This window comes from Pseudomonas sp. Seg1, from assembly GCF_018326005.1.
In the GTDB taxonomy this organism is placed as follows: Bacteria; Pseudomonadota; Gammaproteobacteria; order Pseudomonadales; family Pseudomonadaceae; genus Aquipseudomonas.
Window position 1 is genome coordinate 5017693 of record NZ_AP021903.1, and the last position, 13332, is coordinate 5031024.

Annotated in this window: 11 protein-coding genes; 3 read left to right on the forward strand and 8 right to left on the reverse strand. The window is 60.1% G+C overall.

Annotation, left to right across the window (positions count from 1 at the left end; all coding sequences use genetic code 11):
- Positions 1–2: 2 nt before the first annotated feature.
- The 8 genes from KI231_RS22580 to edd all read right to left on the reverse strand — a co-directional run bounded on the left by KI231_RS22580 (position 3) and on the right by edd (position 10214).
- Positions 3–848 (reverse strand): carbohydrate ABC transporter permease, encoded by an 846-nt coding sequence (locus tag KI231_RS22580; RefSeq protein WP_103303989.1) that lies wholly within the window; start codon positions 846–848, stop codon positions 3–5.
- Positions 841–1749, reverse strand: coding sequence for a carbohydrate ABC transporter permease (locus tag KI231_RS22585; protein ID WP_003227452.1), 909 nt, complete (start codon positions 1747–1749; stop codon positions 841–843). The genes KI231_RS22580 and KI231_RS22585 overlap by 8 nt, the downstream gene beginning before the upstream one ends.
- Positions 1750–1980: 231 nt before the next feature.
- Positions 1981–3282 carry an ABC transporter substrate-binding protein gene (locus KI231_RS22590; RefSeq protein WP_213026390.1) on the reverse strand — a complete coding sequence of 434 codons (1302 nt, stop codon included), beginning with the start codon at positions 3280–3282 and terminating at the stop codon, positions 1981–1983.
- Between the two features lie 119 nt (positions 3283–3401).
- The gene (locus KI231_RS22595) at positions 3402–4661 is read right to left on the reverse strand and encodes a D-mannose isomerase (RefSeq protein ID WP_103303987.1); all 1260 of its coding nucleotides are present in this window, start codon (positions 4659–4661) and stop codon (positions 3402–3404) included.
- A gap of 308 nt (positions 4662–4969) precedes the next feature.
- The gene (locus KI231_RS22600; RefSeq protein ID WP_103303986.1) at positions 4970–6439 is read right to left on the reverse strand and encodes an ATP-binding protein; all 1470 of its coding nucleotides are present in this window, start codon (positions 6437–6439) and stop codon (positions 4970–4972) included.
- Positions 6429–7160, reverse strand: a complete 732-nt coding sequence (locus KI231_RS22605; protein ID WP_008082801.1) for a response regulator — start codon at positions 7158–7160, stop codon at positions 6429–6431. Before KI231_RS22605 ends, KI231_RS22600 begins: the two co-directional genes overlap by 11 nt.
- 280 nt (positions 7161–7440) lie before the next feature.
- Positions 7441–8391 carry a glucokinase gene (locus tag KI231_RS22610; RefSeq protein WP_103303985.1) on the reverse strand — a complete coding sequence of 317 codons (951 nt, stop codon included), beginning with the start codon at positions 8389–8391 and terminating at the stop codon, positions 7441–7443.
- A complete protein-coding gene (gene edd, locus KI231_RS22615; protein ID WP_213026391.1) occupies positions 8388–10214 on the reverse strand; it encodes a phosphogluconate dehydratase in 1827 nt (608 codons plus the stop codon). Before edd ends, KI231_RS22610 begins: the two co-directional genes overlap by 4 nt.
- A 220-nt stretch (positions 10215–10434) precedes the next feature.
- Here edd and gap point away from each other — a divergent pair, with 220 nt between their 5' ends.
- The 3 genes from gap to KI231_RS22630 all read left to right on the forward strand — a co-directional run bounded on the left by gap (position 10435) and on the right by KI231_RS22630 (position 13234).
- On the forward strand, positions 10435–11436 hold the full coding sequence (gene gap, locus KI231_RS22620) for a type I glyceraldehyde-3-phosphate dehydrogenase (RefSeq protein WP_103303983.1): 1002 nt from the start codon (positions 10435–10437) through the stop codon (positions 11434–11436).
- A gap of 188 nt (positions 11437–11624) precedes the next feature.
- Entirely contained in the window at positions 11625–12143 is a 519-nt protein-coding gene (locus KI231_RS22625; RefSeq protein WP_103303982.1) for an RNA polymerase sigma factor, read from the forward strand.
- 125 nt (positions 12144–12268) lie between these two features.
- Positions 12269–13234: a FecR family protein gene (locus KI231_RS22630; RefSeq protein WP_213026392.1), complete on the forward strand. Its 966-nt coding sequence runs from the start codon at positions 12269–12271 to the stop codon at positions 13232–13234.
- Positions 13235–13332 lie beyond the last annotated feature (98 nt).

Below are 13332 nucleotides of genomic sequence, written 5' to 3' on the forward strand. Positions count from 1 at the left end.
GATTACCCCTTGACTGCGCCGGCCGTCAGCCCGCGCACGAAATACTTGCCTGCGACCACATAGACCAGCAGGGTCGGCAGACCGGCGATCATCGCCGCTGCCATATCCACGTTGTATTCCTTGGCGCCGGTGCTGGTGTTGACCAGATTGTTCAGCGCCACGGTGATCGGTTGCGAATCGCCGCTGGAGAACACCACACCGAAGAGGAAGTCGTTCCAGATCTGGGTGAACTGCCAGATCAGGCAGACCATGATGATCGGCGTCGACATCGGCAGAATGATCAGGCGGAAAATGGTGAAAAACCCGGCACCGTCCAGGCGTGCCGCTTTGATCAGCGCATCCGGAATGCTCACGTAGTAGTTACGGAAAAACAGCGTGGTGAACGCCAGACCGTAGACCACATGGATGAATACCAGGCCAGTGGTGGTGCTCGCCAGGCCCATCTTGCCAAGGGTGAACGAGGCCGGCAGCAGCACGGTCTGGAACGGCAGGAAGCAGCCGAACAACAGCAGACCGAAGAACAACTGCGAACCGCGGAAGCGCCAGAACGACAACACATAACCGTTCAACGCGCCGATGGCGGTGGATATGATCACGGCCGGCACGGTGATTTTGATCGAGTTCCAGAAGTAGCCATCAACCGTGGCCCAGGCCTTGACCCAGCCGATGCCGCTGACCACGGTCGGCCAGCTCAGCAGGTTGCCGGTGCTGATGTCTTCGGGGGTCTTGAAGCTGGTCAGCAACATCACCACCAGCGGCACCAGATAGAGGAACACGGCGAAAATCAGCACCGCATAAATCGCGATGCGACTCAGGCTGATGGCGGGTTTGGCAGCGAGACTAGTCATGACGCTTGGTCCTCAGCTCGGAGTACAGGTAAGGCACGATGATCGCGAGAATCGCACCGAGCATCAGAATCGCACTGGCCGAGCCCATGCCCATCTGGCCGCGACTGAAGGTGAAGGAATACATGAACATCGCCGGCAGGTCGGAGGAATAACCCGGGCCACCGGCGGTCATCGCTGCGACCAGGTCGAAGCTCTTGATCGCGATGTGCGCCAAAATCATCACCGCACTGAAGAACACCGGACGCAGGCTTGGCAGCACCACTTTCCAGTAGATGGTCGGCATGCTCGCGCCGTCGATCTGCGCAGCACGGATGATCGACTGATCAACCCCACGCAGGCCGGCAAGGAACATCGCCATGATGAAGCCCGAGGCTTGCCAGACAGCGGCGATCACCAGGCAATAGACCACGCGATCCGGGTCAATCAGCCAGTCGAGACGGAAGCCTTCCCAGCCCCAGTCACGCAATAATTTGTCCAGGCCCATGCCCGGGTTGAGCAACCATTTCCATGCGGTACCGGTGACGATCATCGAGAGCGCCATCGGGTACAGGTAAATGGTGCGGATAAAGCCTTCGCGACGGATGCGCTGGTCGAGGAACACCGCCAGCAGCACGCCAATCACCAGGGTGATGCCGATGAACATGCCACCGAACACCGCGAGGTTCTTGCTCGCGACCCACCAGCGGTCGTTGTCGAACAACCGCGCGTATTGCGCAAGGCCGGCCCACTTGTAGTTGGGCAGGAAGGTCGAGGTGGTGAACGACAGCACGAACGTCCACAGGATGTAGCCATAGAAGCCCACCAGCACGATGAACATGCTCGGCGCCAGCACCAGTTTCGGTAGCCAGCGCTGCAGTGCATCGAACGGCGAGGCTTTGCTGAACACAGCAACAGAACTCATGGGGAAATCCAGTACAGGGAATAAAAACTACAGTGAGATCCCTTGTGGGAGCGGCCCCTGTGGCGAGGGGATTTATCCCCGATCGGCTGCGAAGCAGTCGCAAAATCATTGCATGCGGTTTGTCTGATATTGCGCCGCTGCAACTTTCCGGGGTCGCTTCGCAACCCATCGGGGATAAATCCCCTCACCACAAAGGCCCGCTCCCCCAGGAGGGGCCTGTGCTACCGACGCTTATTTAGCCGACTTGATCGCTGCACCCAGTTTCTTGGCAGTGTCGGCCGGATCGGCTTTCGGGTCGTTGATGTAGTTGGTCACAACATCAAAGAACGCGCCCTGCACGGCCAGCGTGGTCGCCATGTTGTGCGCCATGCTTGGCTGCAGACCGCCGGACTTGGCGTCTGCCAGGAAGTCCTTGGCAGCGGTTTGTGCGCAGGAGTCGAAACCGAGTTTCTCCATGTTGTTCAACATGTCGTTGCGAACCGGGATCGAGCCTTTGTTGATGCTGAAGACTTTCTGGAAGTTTTCACCCAGCACGACTTTGGCAATGTCCTTCTGACCTGCGGCAGTGCCTGCGTCTTTCTGCTTGAACACAGCCAGCGAGTCGATGTTGTAGGTGAACGCCTTGTCGGTGCCCGGGAAGGCTACGCACTCGTAATCCTTGCCGGCGATTTTCTTGGCGGCGGTCCATTCGGATTTGGCCCAGTCACCCATGATCTGCATGCCGGCCTTGCCGTTGATGACTTTGGCCGCTTCCAGGTTCCAGTCCTGGCCTTTGCCGTCAGCGTCCATGTAGGTCGCGACTTTCTTCAGCTCAGTCAGAGCCTTGACCATTTCCGGACCGGTCAGCGCGCCGTTGTCCAGATCGACCAAAGCTTTCTTGTAACCATCGACACCCATGACCGAAAGCACCACGGCTTCGAACACGGTGCTGTCCTGCCAAGGCTGACCGCCATGAGCCAGCGCAATGAAGCCAGCAGCCTTGAGCTTGTCACCAGCGGCGTAGAATTCTTCGAGGGTGGTCGGGTTCTTGGTGATGCCGGCTTTCTTGAAGACTTCCGGGTTGATCCACAGCCAGTTCACACGGTGAATGTTCACCGGCACGGCCACGTAATCACCGTCGTACTTCACGGTATCGGAGACTTTCTTGTCGAGCAGGCTGTCCCACTTCTCTTCTTTGGCAACGTCTTTCAAGACGTCGGTGTCGAGCAGACCGGTCGACGCCCATTCCTGAATGTCCGGGCCTTTGATCTGGGCAACGCCCGGTGGGTTACCGGCCACGGCACGGCTTTTCAGTACGGTCATGGCAGTCGCACCGCCACCGCCGGCAACGGCGCCGTCCTTCCAGGTGAAACCGTCTTTTTCGACTTGGGCCTTGAGCACATCAACGGCAGCTTTTTCGCCACCGGACGTCCACCAGTGCACGACTTCCACCGAACCTTTGGATTCGGCAGCGGACACACTGAGAGGCAGAATTGCGAGCGGGAACAGGGAGGCGACAGAAATGACAGTAGCGAGGCGAGAAATCGCATTCATCTGAGATGTACCTTTCTTGTTGTTATGCATTGCAAGTCTGGTGCTTGCGCTGCACAGGAGTTTAAACAGGGCGATTCCCTTCGCAGGTAACGAAGGGACGCGCGAATGTCACCACATGGTTACACAGGAACGCTCTGGGACGGCTGCGCCAGCGCAGTGGCCATACTCGGTGACAAGGGTAGACGAGGGATCAGCACGGCTTGCCAGGCGTGATACAGATCGGGTTTGCCCGGCCAGATATCGGCACTTGGCAGGTTTTGCGGATTGAGTTCGTGGTGCCAACTGCCGTCGCAGCGGTCGATGAAATTCACCTCGCAGAATTCCCAGAACAGTCGGTACCAGGTTTCGTATTGCGCATCACCCGTGCGTTTGAGCAAGGCGCTGGCGGCAGCGCTGGCTTCGGCGTGCGTCCAGTGCAAGCGGTGGCGGACGACGGCTTTGTTGCTCCAGTCGAGGGTGTAGACGATGCCCGGCAAACCATCGACGTTCCAGCCATTGCGGCAGTTGTTCTCGAAGAGTTTCTGCGCGTCGGTGGCAAGCCAGCCCGGCGTGAGCATGCCCGCCTGGACCCGCGCCGCTTCGAGGTGCAGCAACAGCCGCGCCCACTCGAAGCCGTGGCCCGGCGTGGTGCCGTAGGGGCGAAATCCATCGGCAGGATTGTCGTGGTTGTACTCGCGCAGCGGTTGCCAGTCGCGGTCGAAGTGCTCGATGACCATGTAATCGTTGGCGGCAGCGTGACCGTGAATCACCCGCTCGACGATACGTTGTGCGCGCACCAGCCAGCGTGGATCTTCAGTGACATCGGCCAGGGCGAGGAACGCTTCGGTGGCGTGCATGTTGCTGTTGGCGCCGCGATAGGCTTCCTCTTCGCTCCAGTCACGATTGAAGAATTCGCGCATGGCGCCCTCTTCTTCGCTCCAGAAATACGTGTCGATGATGTCGATGGCGTCATCCAGCAAAGCCTGCGCGCCGGGACGCTGCGCGACCACTGCGGAACTCGCGGCCAGCGCGACAAAGGCGTGCAGATAGGCGTTCTTGCCGGTGTTGCCGTCGCGGTGTTCGGCGACCGCAAACCAGCCGCCGTGCAACGCATCACGCAACGGCCCGCGCAGGGCGGCGATGCCGTGATCGATCAGTTCGGCAAAACCCGGCAGGCCTTGAATATGAGCCATGGCGAAGCTGTGGGTCATGCGCGCGGTGTTCATGGTTTCGGCTCGCGCGTTGGTTGGCAGACGGCCACGCTCGTCGAGGTTGCCGAAGCCTTCGGGCAGTTTTGATGCCTTGGCGAAATCCAGCAGACGCAGGCCTTCGGCGGCGAGCCATTGCTGGTGGGCAGGGGCGTTCAGCCAACTGCTGAAGCCGGGTTGGAAGAGATCCATGGGTGGCCTTTTTGTTGTTATGACTGCGGGGAGTCTAAACAACGGGCCGGGATGGGCTTGTAACGAAGGGGGCGGGTTTTGTCACTGATCCGTGACAAAAGAGCCACCCTCACCCCAGCCCTCTCCCAAAGGGAGAGGGGGCCGATCGAGGTGTAATGAGCTTTCCGCCGACCTGAAATACCGAGTCGATTATGGATTCGGCGCAACACTTTCAGGTCGGCGTATTTATCCAGCATCCCCCAATCGGTTCCCTCTCCCTCCGGGCGGTCCGACGTTTCGGGAGGGCTAGGGTGAGGGGCTCTTCCGCCTCAATCCGCCGAACGCGGCAATTGCAGGGTCACCCGTAACCCACCCTCGCGCAAATTCTGCAACGTCACCTCACCGCCATGGCTATGGGCAATGTTGCGCGCAATCCCAAGCCCCAACCCATACCCCTGCTGCTGCCCCGCCAAGCGAAAGTGCGGTTCGAACACCTGTTCCAGCCGCTGCTCCGGCACCCCCGGCCCTTCATCATCGACGTGCAGGACAAACGCACTCTCATCGTCATCGATATGCAAATGCGCGTTCTGCCCGTACTTCAGCGCGTTGTCGATCAAGTTGCCAATGCAACGCTTCAGCGCCAAAGGCTTACCTGGATACGCGGCCAACGCCCGCCCCTGCTGCGTCACGCGTCCATTGCCGTTGGGCGCCAGATACGGCTCGACGAGGCAGTCGAGCACATGGTTCAAATCCACCGGCTCGATGTTCTCGTGGATATCGGTGTCTTTCACGCACTGCAACGCGCCTTTGACCAGCAGTTCCAGCTCATCCAGATCACGGCCGAATTTAGCTTGCAGCGTTTCGTCTTCCAGCAGCTCGACGCGCAAGCGCAAGCGGGTGATCGGTGTGCGCAGGTCATGGGAGATAGCACTGAACAACTGGCTGCGCTCGGTCAGGTAACGGCTGATGCGTTCGCGCATGGTGTTGAACGCACGGCCCACTTCGACCACTTCACTGCCGCCACCCTCGGCCACCGGCTCGACGTCGGCGCCCAGCGACATGTCGCGTGCGGCCCGCGCCAGACGCTTGAGCGGCCGGCTCTGCCAGTGCACCAAAAGACCAATGAACAGCAGCAAAAATCCACTGGTGAGGACGATGAACCACACCTGCTGCGAGGGCAGGCCTTGCTCTTCAAGACTGGTGTACGGTTCCGGCAACAAAGATGCGATGTACAGCCATTCGCCCGGCGCCATCTGAATTTGCGTGACCAGCACTGGCGGGTTTACCGGTTCCAGCGTCAGCGCGTAATGCGCCCAGGAGCGCGGCAGTTCATCGAGTTTCAACCCGGCATTGAAAATCCGCAGGTCCTCGGGGCTGACAAATGTCACCGAAATATCCGTGTCATTGCCGAGGGTCTGGCGCAGCACTTCGTCCACAGCCTTCATCACCGCAGCCTTGCGCGGCGTCACCGGCAGCACATCCATGCCCAGCGGTTTATCGTTGAGCGTCACCACGAACCGGGTGCCGCCCATGCTGCGCAACTGGTCGAGCACCAGCGGCCGATAAGCCACCGGCAACGAGCGGAAATAACTGACGCTGGCCGTCATCGAATGGGCGAGGCTGCGGGCACTGGTGACCAGACCTTCAAGCTGGGTGGCGCGCAGTTGCGAAACCCAGATCACGCTGGACAACGTCTGTGCGAACAACACCGCGAGCAAGGTCAGCAGCAGCATCCGCCCGAGCAGCGAACGCGGCACCGGCACCCTGGCCGCGAGTTTGCGCAGCGAATCAGTGACCATTGCCGGCAACCACGTTGGCTGCCAGTTGGTAGCCGCTGCCGCGTACGGTGCGGATCAGCCGTGGCGGTTTCTCGGTGTCGCGCAGGCGCTGACGCAAACGGCTGACCGCCATGTCGACGATGCGATCGAGCGGCATCAGGTCGCGGCCACGGGTGGCATTGCCGATGGTGTCGCGGTCGAGGATTTCCTGCGGGTGATCGAGGAACAGTTTCAGCAGGGCGAAGTCGGCGCCGGACAGAATCACTTCTTCACCGTCGGTGTGGAACAGCCGATGGCTGACCATGTCCAGCCGCCACTCGTCGAAGGCCAGCACTTCACTGCCGTTGCGTTCCTGACCGAATTGCGCGCGGCGCAGCAAGGCCTTGATGCGGGCTTGCAGTTCGCGGGGGCTGAAGGGTTTGCCGAGGTAGTCGTCGGCGCCGAGTTCCAGGCCGATGACCCGGTCGGCCTCGTCGGAACTGGCGGTGAGCATGATGATTGGCACCTGCGCCTGACGCGGATGCTGACGCACCCAGCGGCAGAGGCTGAAGCCGTCTTCGTCGGGGAGCATGACATCGAGGATCACCAGATCGCTCGGCGCCTCGTTGAGTGCCTGGCGGAAACTGGCGCCATCGGCCGTGGCACGCACCTGAAACCCGGCGCGGGTCAGGTAGGTTTCCAGCAACTCGCGTATTTCCTGGTCGTCATCGACCAACAATATCGACTTGTTGACTGAGCTCACTTCGAAGGCATCCTTGTTGTTGGAATTGGGGCGGATTATGCCTGATGTGTAGACCGATCGTTCCCACGCTCTGCGTGGGAATGTATCAAGGGACGCAGAGCGTCCAGTGACGCAGAGCGTCACGGGCTGCATTCCCACGCAGAGCGTGGGAACGATCTTCATTTGTTGTCTGTTCTGGCCCCATCGCTGGCAAGCCAGCTCCCACAAGGTCTTGTGCACATCCTGAGAATGTCTTCAATCCTGTGGGAGCTGGCTTGCCAGCGATGAAGGCGACTCGGTATCAAGCCTGTTCGAGTGCCACACCGGCGCCGACAAGCCCGGAATACGGCGCCGTCACCAGCCACACCGGAATCCCCTTGAAGTAATCGCTCATGCAACCTTTGTCGGCGAAGCTGCGGGCAAAACCGCTTTCGAGGAAGAAGTCGGCAAAGCGTGGAATCACGCCACCGACGATGTACACACCACCACGGCCACCCGTGGTCAGCACGTTGTTACCGGCCACGCGACCCAGCCAGCAGCAGAATTGCTCCAGCACTTCCAGGGCAATCGGGTCACCTGCCAATCCTGCAGCGGTGATCGATTCCGGGGTATCCAGCGTCGGTTCGTGCCCGTCCACCGCGCAGATCGCCCGGTAAACCCGTGGCAAGCCACCACCGCTCAACGCAGTTTCCGCGCTGACATGGCCGATCTCGTTATGGATGTGCTGCCACAGCTGGGTTTCACGTGGACTGCTCAACGGCAGATCGACGTGACCGCCCTCCCCCGGCAATGCGGCAAAACGACCTTCACCGAGATCGAGCAAGGTGCCGACGCCAAGGCCAGTGCCCGGGCCAATCACCACCGCTGGACGCAACGGCTCCGGCGTGCCCTCGCAAACCACGCGGAATTCGCCGGGCTGCAAACGGGTCATGCCCAGCGCCATCGCCGAGAAGTCATTGACCAGCAACAGCTGCTCGACCTGCAAGGTTTTGCAGAACGCCGTGCGGCTCAGGCGCCAGTGGTTGTTGGTGAACTTGAACTCATCACCACTCACGGGACCGGCCACCGACAGGCACACCGAACCGATCGAACCCGGCACCAGACCGAGCCCGCTCAGATAGAGGCTGATCGCCTCCTCCGGGCTGGCGTGGTCGGCCGTGGCCAGCACTTGAATCGATTCGAGTTGCTGATTTTTCCACAACGCAAACCGCGCGTTGGTGCCTCCGATGTCACCGACCAAAGCCAGTTTCAATTAAGCGTCTCCAGGGCAGAAGTGAAGGCGCTGGCGCCCTGCTCCGCCGAGCTGAAGGCCAAACGCATGAAGCCGAACAGTTCGCGACCGCTGCCGATGTTGTTGCCCAACAGGCCTTTGGCAGATTCGCGCGCGGCAAATTCTTCGGCGTCCACTTTGAGTTCCAAAGTACCTTTGACGCCATCGACGCGGATGATATCGCCCTCTTGCACCCGCGCCAAAGCGCCACCGACATAAGCTTCAGGACTGACGTGGATCGCCGCCGGGATTTTGCCCGAGGCGCCGGACATGCGCCCGTCAGTCACCAGCGCAACTTTGAAGCCGCGATCCTGCAGCACGCCGAGGAACGGCGTCATCTTGTGCAGCTCCGGCATGCCGTTGGAGCGTGGGCCCTGGAAGCGCATCACCGCGACAAAATCTTTTTCCAGCAGACCGGCCTTGAACGCGTCGGCCAGATCCTGTTGATCCTGGAAGACCATGGCCGGTGCTTCGACGATCTGGTTTTCCAGCGCCACAGCGGAAACCTTCATCACACCGCGACCGAGGTTGCCTTCCATTACGCGCAGACCGCCCTCTGCCGAGAACGCACGGGCGACCGGGCGCAGAATGTTTTCGTCGAGGCTGTCGACCGGGCCTTCGCGCCACACCAGTTGACCGTTATCGAGGAACGGTTCTTTGGTGTACTGGCTCAAGCCGTGGCCAAGCACGGTGTTGACGTCTTCGTGCAGCAGGCCCGCCGCGAGCAGTTCGCGGATCAGGAACGACATGCCGCCCGCTGCCTGGAAGTGGTTGATGTCGGCTTTGCCGTTCGGGTAGACGTGGCTCAGGGTCGGCACGACTTCGGAGAGGTCGGCCATGTCCTGCCAGGTCAGTTGAATGCCCGCGGCCATGGCGATGGCCGGCATGTGCAGGGTGTGGTTGGTCGAGCCGCCGGTGGCGTGCAACGCGACGATCGAGTTGACCAGCGACTTCTCATCGACGATTTCGCCGATCGGCATGAAGTTGCCATTTTGCTTGGTCAGGCGCGTGACTTGATGCGCTGCTTCGCGAGTCAGGGCATCACGCAGCGGCGTGTTCGGGTTGACGAACGAGGCGCCCGGCAGGTGCAGGCCCATGACTTCCATCAGCAACTGGTTGGTGTTGGCGGTGCCATAGAAGGTGCAGGTGCCCGGGCTGTGGTAGGACTTCATTTCAGATTCCAGCAGCTCTTCGCGAGTCGCCTTGCCTTCGGCGTACTTCTGCCGAACGTCGGCTTTTTCCTTGTTGGAAATGCCCGAGACCATCGGCCCGCCCGGAACGAAAATTGTTGGCAGATGACCGAAGCGCAGCGAGCCCATCATCAGGCCCGGGACAATCTTGTCGCAGATGCCCAGCATCAGCGCGCCATCGAACATGTTGTGCGACAGCGCCACTGCCGTGGACATGGCGATGACTTCGCGGCTCGGCAGGCTCAGTTCCATGCCCGGCTCGCCTTGGGTCACGCCGTCGCACATCGCCGGGGTGCCGCCGGCGAACTGGCCGACCGAACCGATTTCGCGCAGGGCATTCTTGATTTGTTCAGGGAAGACTTCGTACGGCTGGTGCGCCGAGAGCATGTCGTTATACGAAGAAACAATGGCGATGTTCGCCGAGTTCATCATCCGCAGGCTGTGCTTGTCTTCGCTGCCGCACCCGGCCACACCGTGGGCGAAGTTGGCGCATTGCAGCTTGCCGCGCATCGGGCCATCCGTCGCGGCTCCGCGAATCAATGCAAGGTAAGCCTGACGCGTGGCGCGGCTGCGGGCGATAAGCCGTTCGGTGACCTCAAGGACGCGGGGATGCATGTGTAGAACTCCAGGCTAACGGATGTGGCGACCTGATTGTCTATGCTGATCAAACGCCGTTGTTGTTGGAATGACAGACGGCTTTTTTGACCATTCGGACCAGTTGATTCAGGTCACTCGTTGTAGATAAAACAAAATATTGCCACTAAAAAGGCTTGTTTTCTATTTTTATGCGAATAATCTTGTAATTCCAACAACAAAACGACGGCGGCGCTGTTCCATGACTCTTCGAATCGCAATCAATGGTTTTGGCCGCATCGGCCGTAATGTCCTGCGCGCACTGTATACCCAAGGCTACCGACAGGATTTGCAGATCGTCGCCATCAACGATCTGGGCGACAGTTCGATCAACGCGCATCTGCTCAAATACGACACCGTTCATGGCACGTTCGACGCCGAAGTGGCGCATGACAACGAAAGCCTGACCGTCAACGGCGACCGCATTTCGGTCAGCGCCATTCGCAACCCGGCCGAGCTGCCTTGGGCTGCGGAAAAAATCGATGTGGTGTTCGAATGCACCGGTCTGTTCACCGACCGTGCCAAAGCCGCTGCGCATATTACTGCCGGCGCACGCAAAGTGATCATCTCGGCCCCGGCCAAAGGCGCCGACGCCACCGTCGTTTATGGTGTGAACCACGACATTCTGCGCCAGTCGCACCAGATCATTTCCAACGCGTCGTGCACCACCAACTGCCTGGCGCCGGTGGCGCAGGTGCTGCACCGCGAGCTGGGGATCGAAAGCGGTCTGATGACCACCATTCATGCCTACACCAACGATCAGAACCTGACCGACGTTTACCACACCGACCCGTACCGCGCGCGTTCGGCCACGCAGAACATGATCCCGAGCAAGACCGGCGCCGCTGAAGCGGTGGGCCTGGTGCTGCCGGAACTGGCGGGCAAACTGACCGGCATGGCCGTGCGGGTGCCGGTGATCAATGTGTCGCTGGTGGATCTGACCGTTCAGTTGAAGAAAGAAGCCACCGCCGAGGAAGTGAATGCCCTGCTGAAAGCGGCCAGCCAGCATTCGAAAATTTTGGGTTACAACACGTTGCCGCTGGTTTCCAGCGACTTCAACCACAACCCGCTGTCGTCGATCTTCGACGCCAACCACACCAAATCCAGCGGCAAACTGCTGAAGGTACTGGCCTGGTACGACAACGAGTGGGGCTTCTCCAACCGCATGCTGGATAACTGCCTGGCGCTGTGCAACGCGGAATAATCCCCCGCCCCTGATTCCTGTGGGAGCTGGCTTGCCAGCGATGAGGTCGGCACATCCATCTGCTGACCCACCGCCATCGCTGGCAAGCCAGCTCCCACAAGGTCAATCATTCCAATTTGAAATCAGTACTTGACCATTCAGCTAGATGATAAGCATTATCATTCGCTCAAAATGGATCAGGTCCTCCCGTGAGTCAATCGCGCTTCAACCACGTCTTCCTCACCCAGCGCACTTCACTGCTGCGTACGCTGGAACGGATGGTCAATAATCACAGCACCGCTGAAGACCTGTTGCAGGAAACCTACCTGCGCGTGACGCGGGCGCTGAGCGAGCGGGCCATCGATCATCTCGAACCCTTTGTCTTCCAGACTGCGCGCAACCTGGCGCTGGATCATCTGCGCGCGCGCAAGATTCATTCGCGGACCATGGTCGATGACGTGCCGCAGGACGTCGTGCACAGCGTCGCCGCCCCGGCCAGCAGCGCAGAAGACGCCGCCCACGCCGAACAACTGCTGGAGCGCTTGAACGTGAGCCTCAGTCAACTCAGCCCGCGCCAGCAGCAGATTTTCATCCTCAGCCGCCTGCACGGGCACAGCTATCAGGAAATCGCCGATGAACTGAATGTGTCCCTCAGCACGGTGCAAAAGGAACTCAAGCTGATCATGTCGATCTGCATCGGTGTCGCCGAACGCTTGAATGGCGACTGAGGCTGTAGGGCTTTTCTGTAAGTGTCAGGATCGACTGCACTGGTCATCGGGCTTTGTTACCCTTGCCCGACTTTTACGCTTCACTTAAAAAAACAGCCGTGCGCAGACACTGCCGAGGAAACACCGTGACGGACACCCACCGCTCGCCTTCGCCTTCATCGGCGCAGGACGCTGCAAACGCAATGGACCAGGCACTCGACTGGCTCATCGTGCTCGGCAGCCCGGACGAGGAGCAGACCCGGCAATTTCATGCCTGGCTGGCGGCTGATCCGTTGAACGCCCAGGCTTTCGCCAAGGCGCAGGCGATCTGGGACGGTCCGCAAATCGCCCAGTGTGCAGAGAAGCTGGCGACGCCACCTGCGAAAGTCACCGCCCTCAAACGTCTGCACCCGCACTGGAAACCGCTGGCCACCGCTGCCGTGCTGATTCTCGGTCTGTTCAGTTTCAGTAACCTGCCGATGCGCATTCAGGCCGATCATCTGACCGTGGTCGGCGAACGTCAGCGCCTGCAACTGGAGGACGGTTCGAAAGTCCTGCTCAATACCAATTCGGCCTTCTCCAGCACCATCAACGATCAACAACGCGTCGCACGGTTGTATCAGGGCGAAGCGTTTTTCGAAGTCGCGGCCAGTCGCAATCAGCCACTGGAAATCGATGTCGGCCCGGTCAGAGCGAGTGTGCGCGACACCGCGTTCGCGGTGCGCTACCTGGATGGCGTGGCGCAGGTCAACGTGCAACGCGGCGACGTCGATTTGCGCGCCACTCACAATGATGCCCGGGTGCGTTTGAGTGCCGGTGAAAGTGTCCGCATCGGCCCGAACGGTTTCGACCGCCCGGCCAAGCTCGACACCAACACTGACCTTGCCTGGGTACAGGGCCGACTGGTGTTCGAGAACTGCCCGTTGAATCAGGTCCTGGCCGAACTGCGCCGCTACTATCCGGGCTGGATCATCAACACCAACGAGCAGTTGGCCGACGTTGCCGTAACCGGTAATTATCGCCTCGACCAACCGCTCGACGTGGTGCGCTCCCTCGCCCACATTACCTCGGCGCGCTTGCAGGAATTCCCCGCGCTGGTGATCTTGAACTAAATGAGAATTATTTTTACTCGATAGCGAAAGCCCGTTCGTCTCGTTATAGCCAATGCAATTGATTCGCATCCTCGGAAGCGGATCAGCACCTATAAAGA

What these genes read in the sequence shown, in the direction of transcription:
- KI231_RS22580 (WP_103303989.1), bottom strand. Translation starts at nt 848, where the DNA reads ATGACTAGTCTCGCTGCCAAACCCGCCATCAGCCTGAGTCGCATCGCG.
- KI231_RS22585 (WP_003227452.1), bottom strand. Translation starts at nt 1,749, where the DNA reads ATGAGTTCTGTTGCTGTGTTCAGCAAAGCCTCGCCGTTCGATGCACTG.
- KI231_RS22590 (WP_213026390.1), bottom strand. Translation starts at nt 3,282, where the DNA reads ATGAATGCGATTTCTCGCCTCGCTACTGTCATTTCTGTCGCCTCCCTG.
- KI231_RS22595 (WP_103303987.1), bottom strand. Translation starts at nt 4,661, where the DNA reads ATGGATCTCTTCCAACCCGGCTTCAGCAGTTGGCTGAACGCCCCTGCC.
- KI231_RS22600 (WP_103303986.1), bottom strand. Translation starts at nt 6,439, where the DNA reads ATGGTCACTGATTCGCTGCGCAAACTCGCGGCCAGGGTGCCGGTGCCG.
- edd (WP_213026391.1), bottom strand. Translation starts at nt 10,214, where the DNA reads ATGCATCCCCGCGTCCTTGAGGTCACCGAACGGCTTATCGCCCGCAGC.
- gap (WP_103303983.1), top strand. Translation starts at nt 10,435, where the DNA reads ATGACTCTTCGAATCGCAATCAATGGTTTTGGCCGCATCGGCCGTAAT.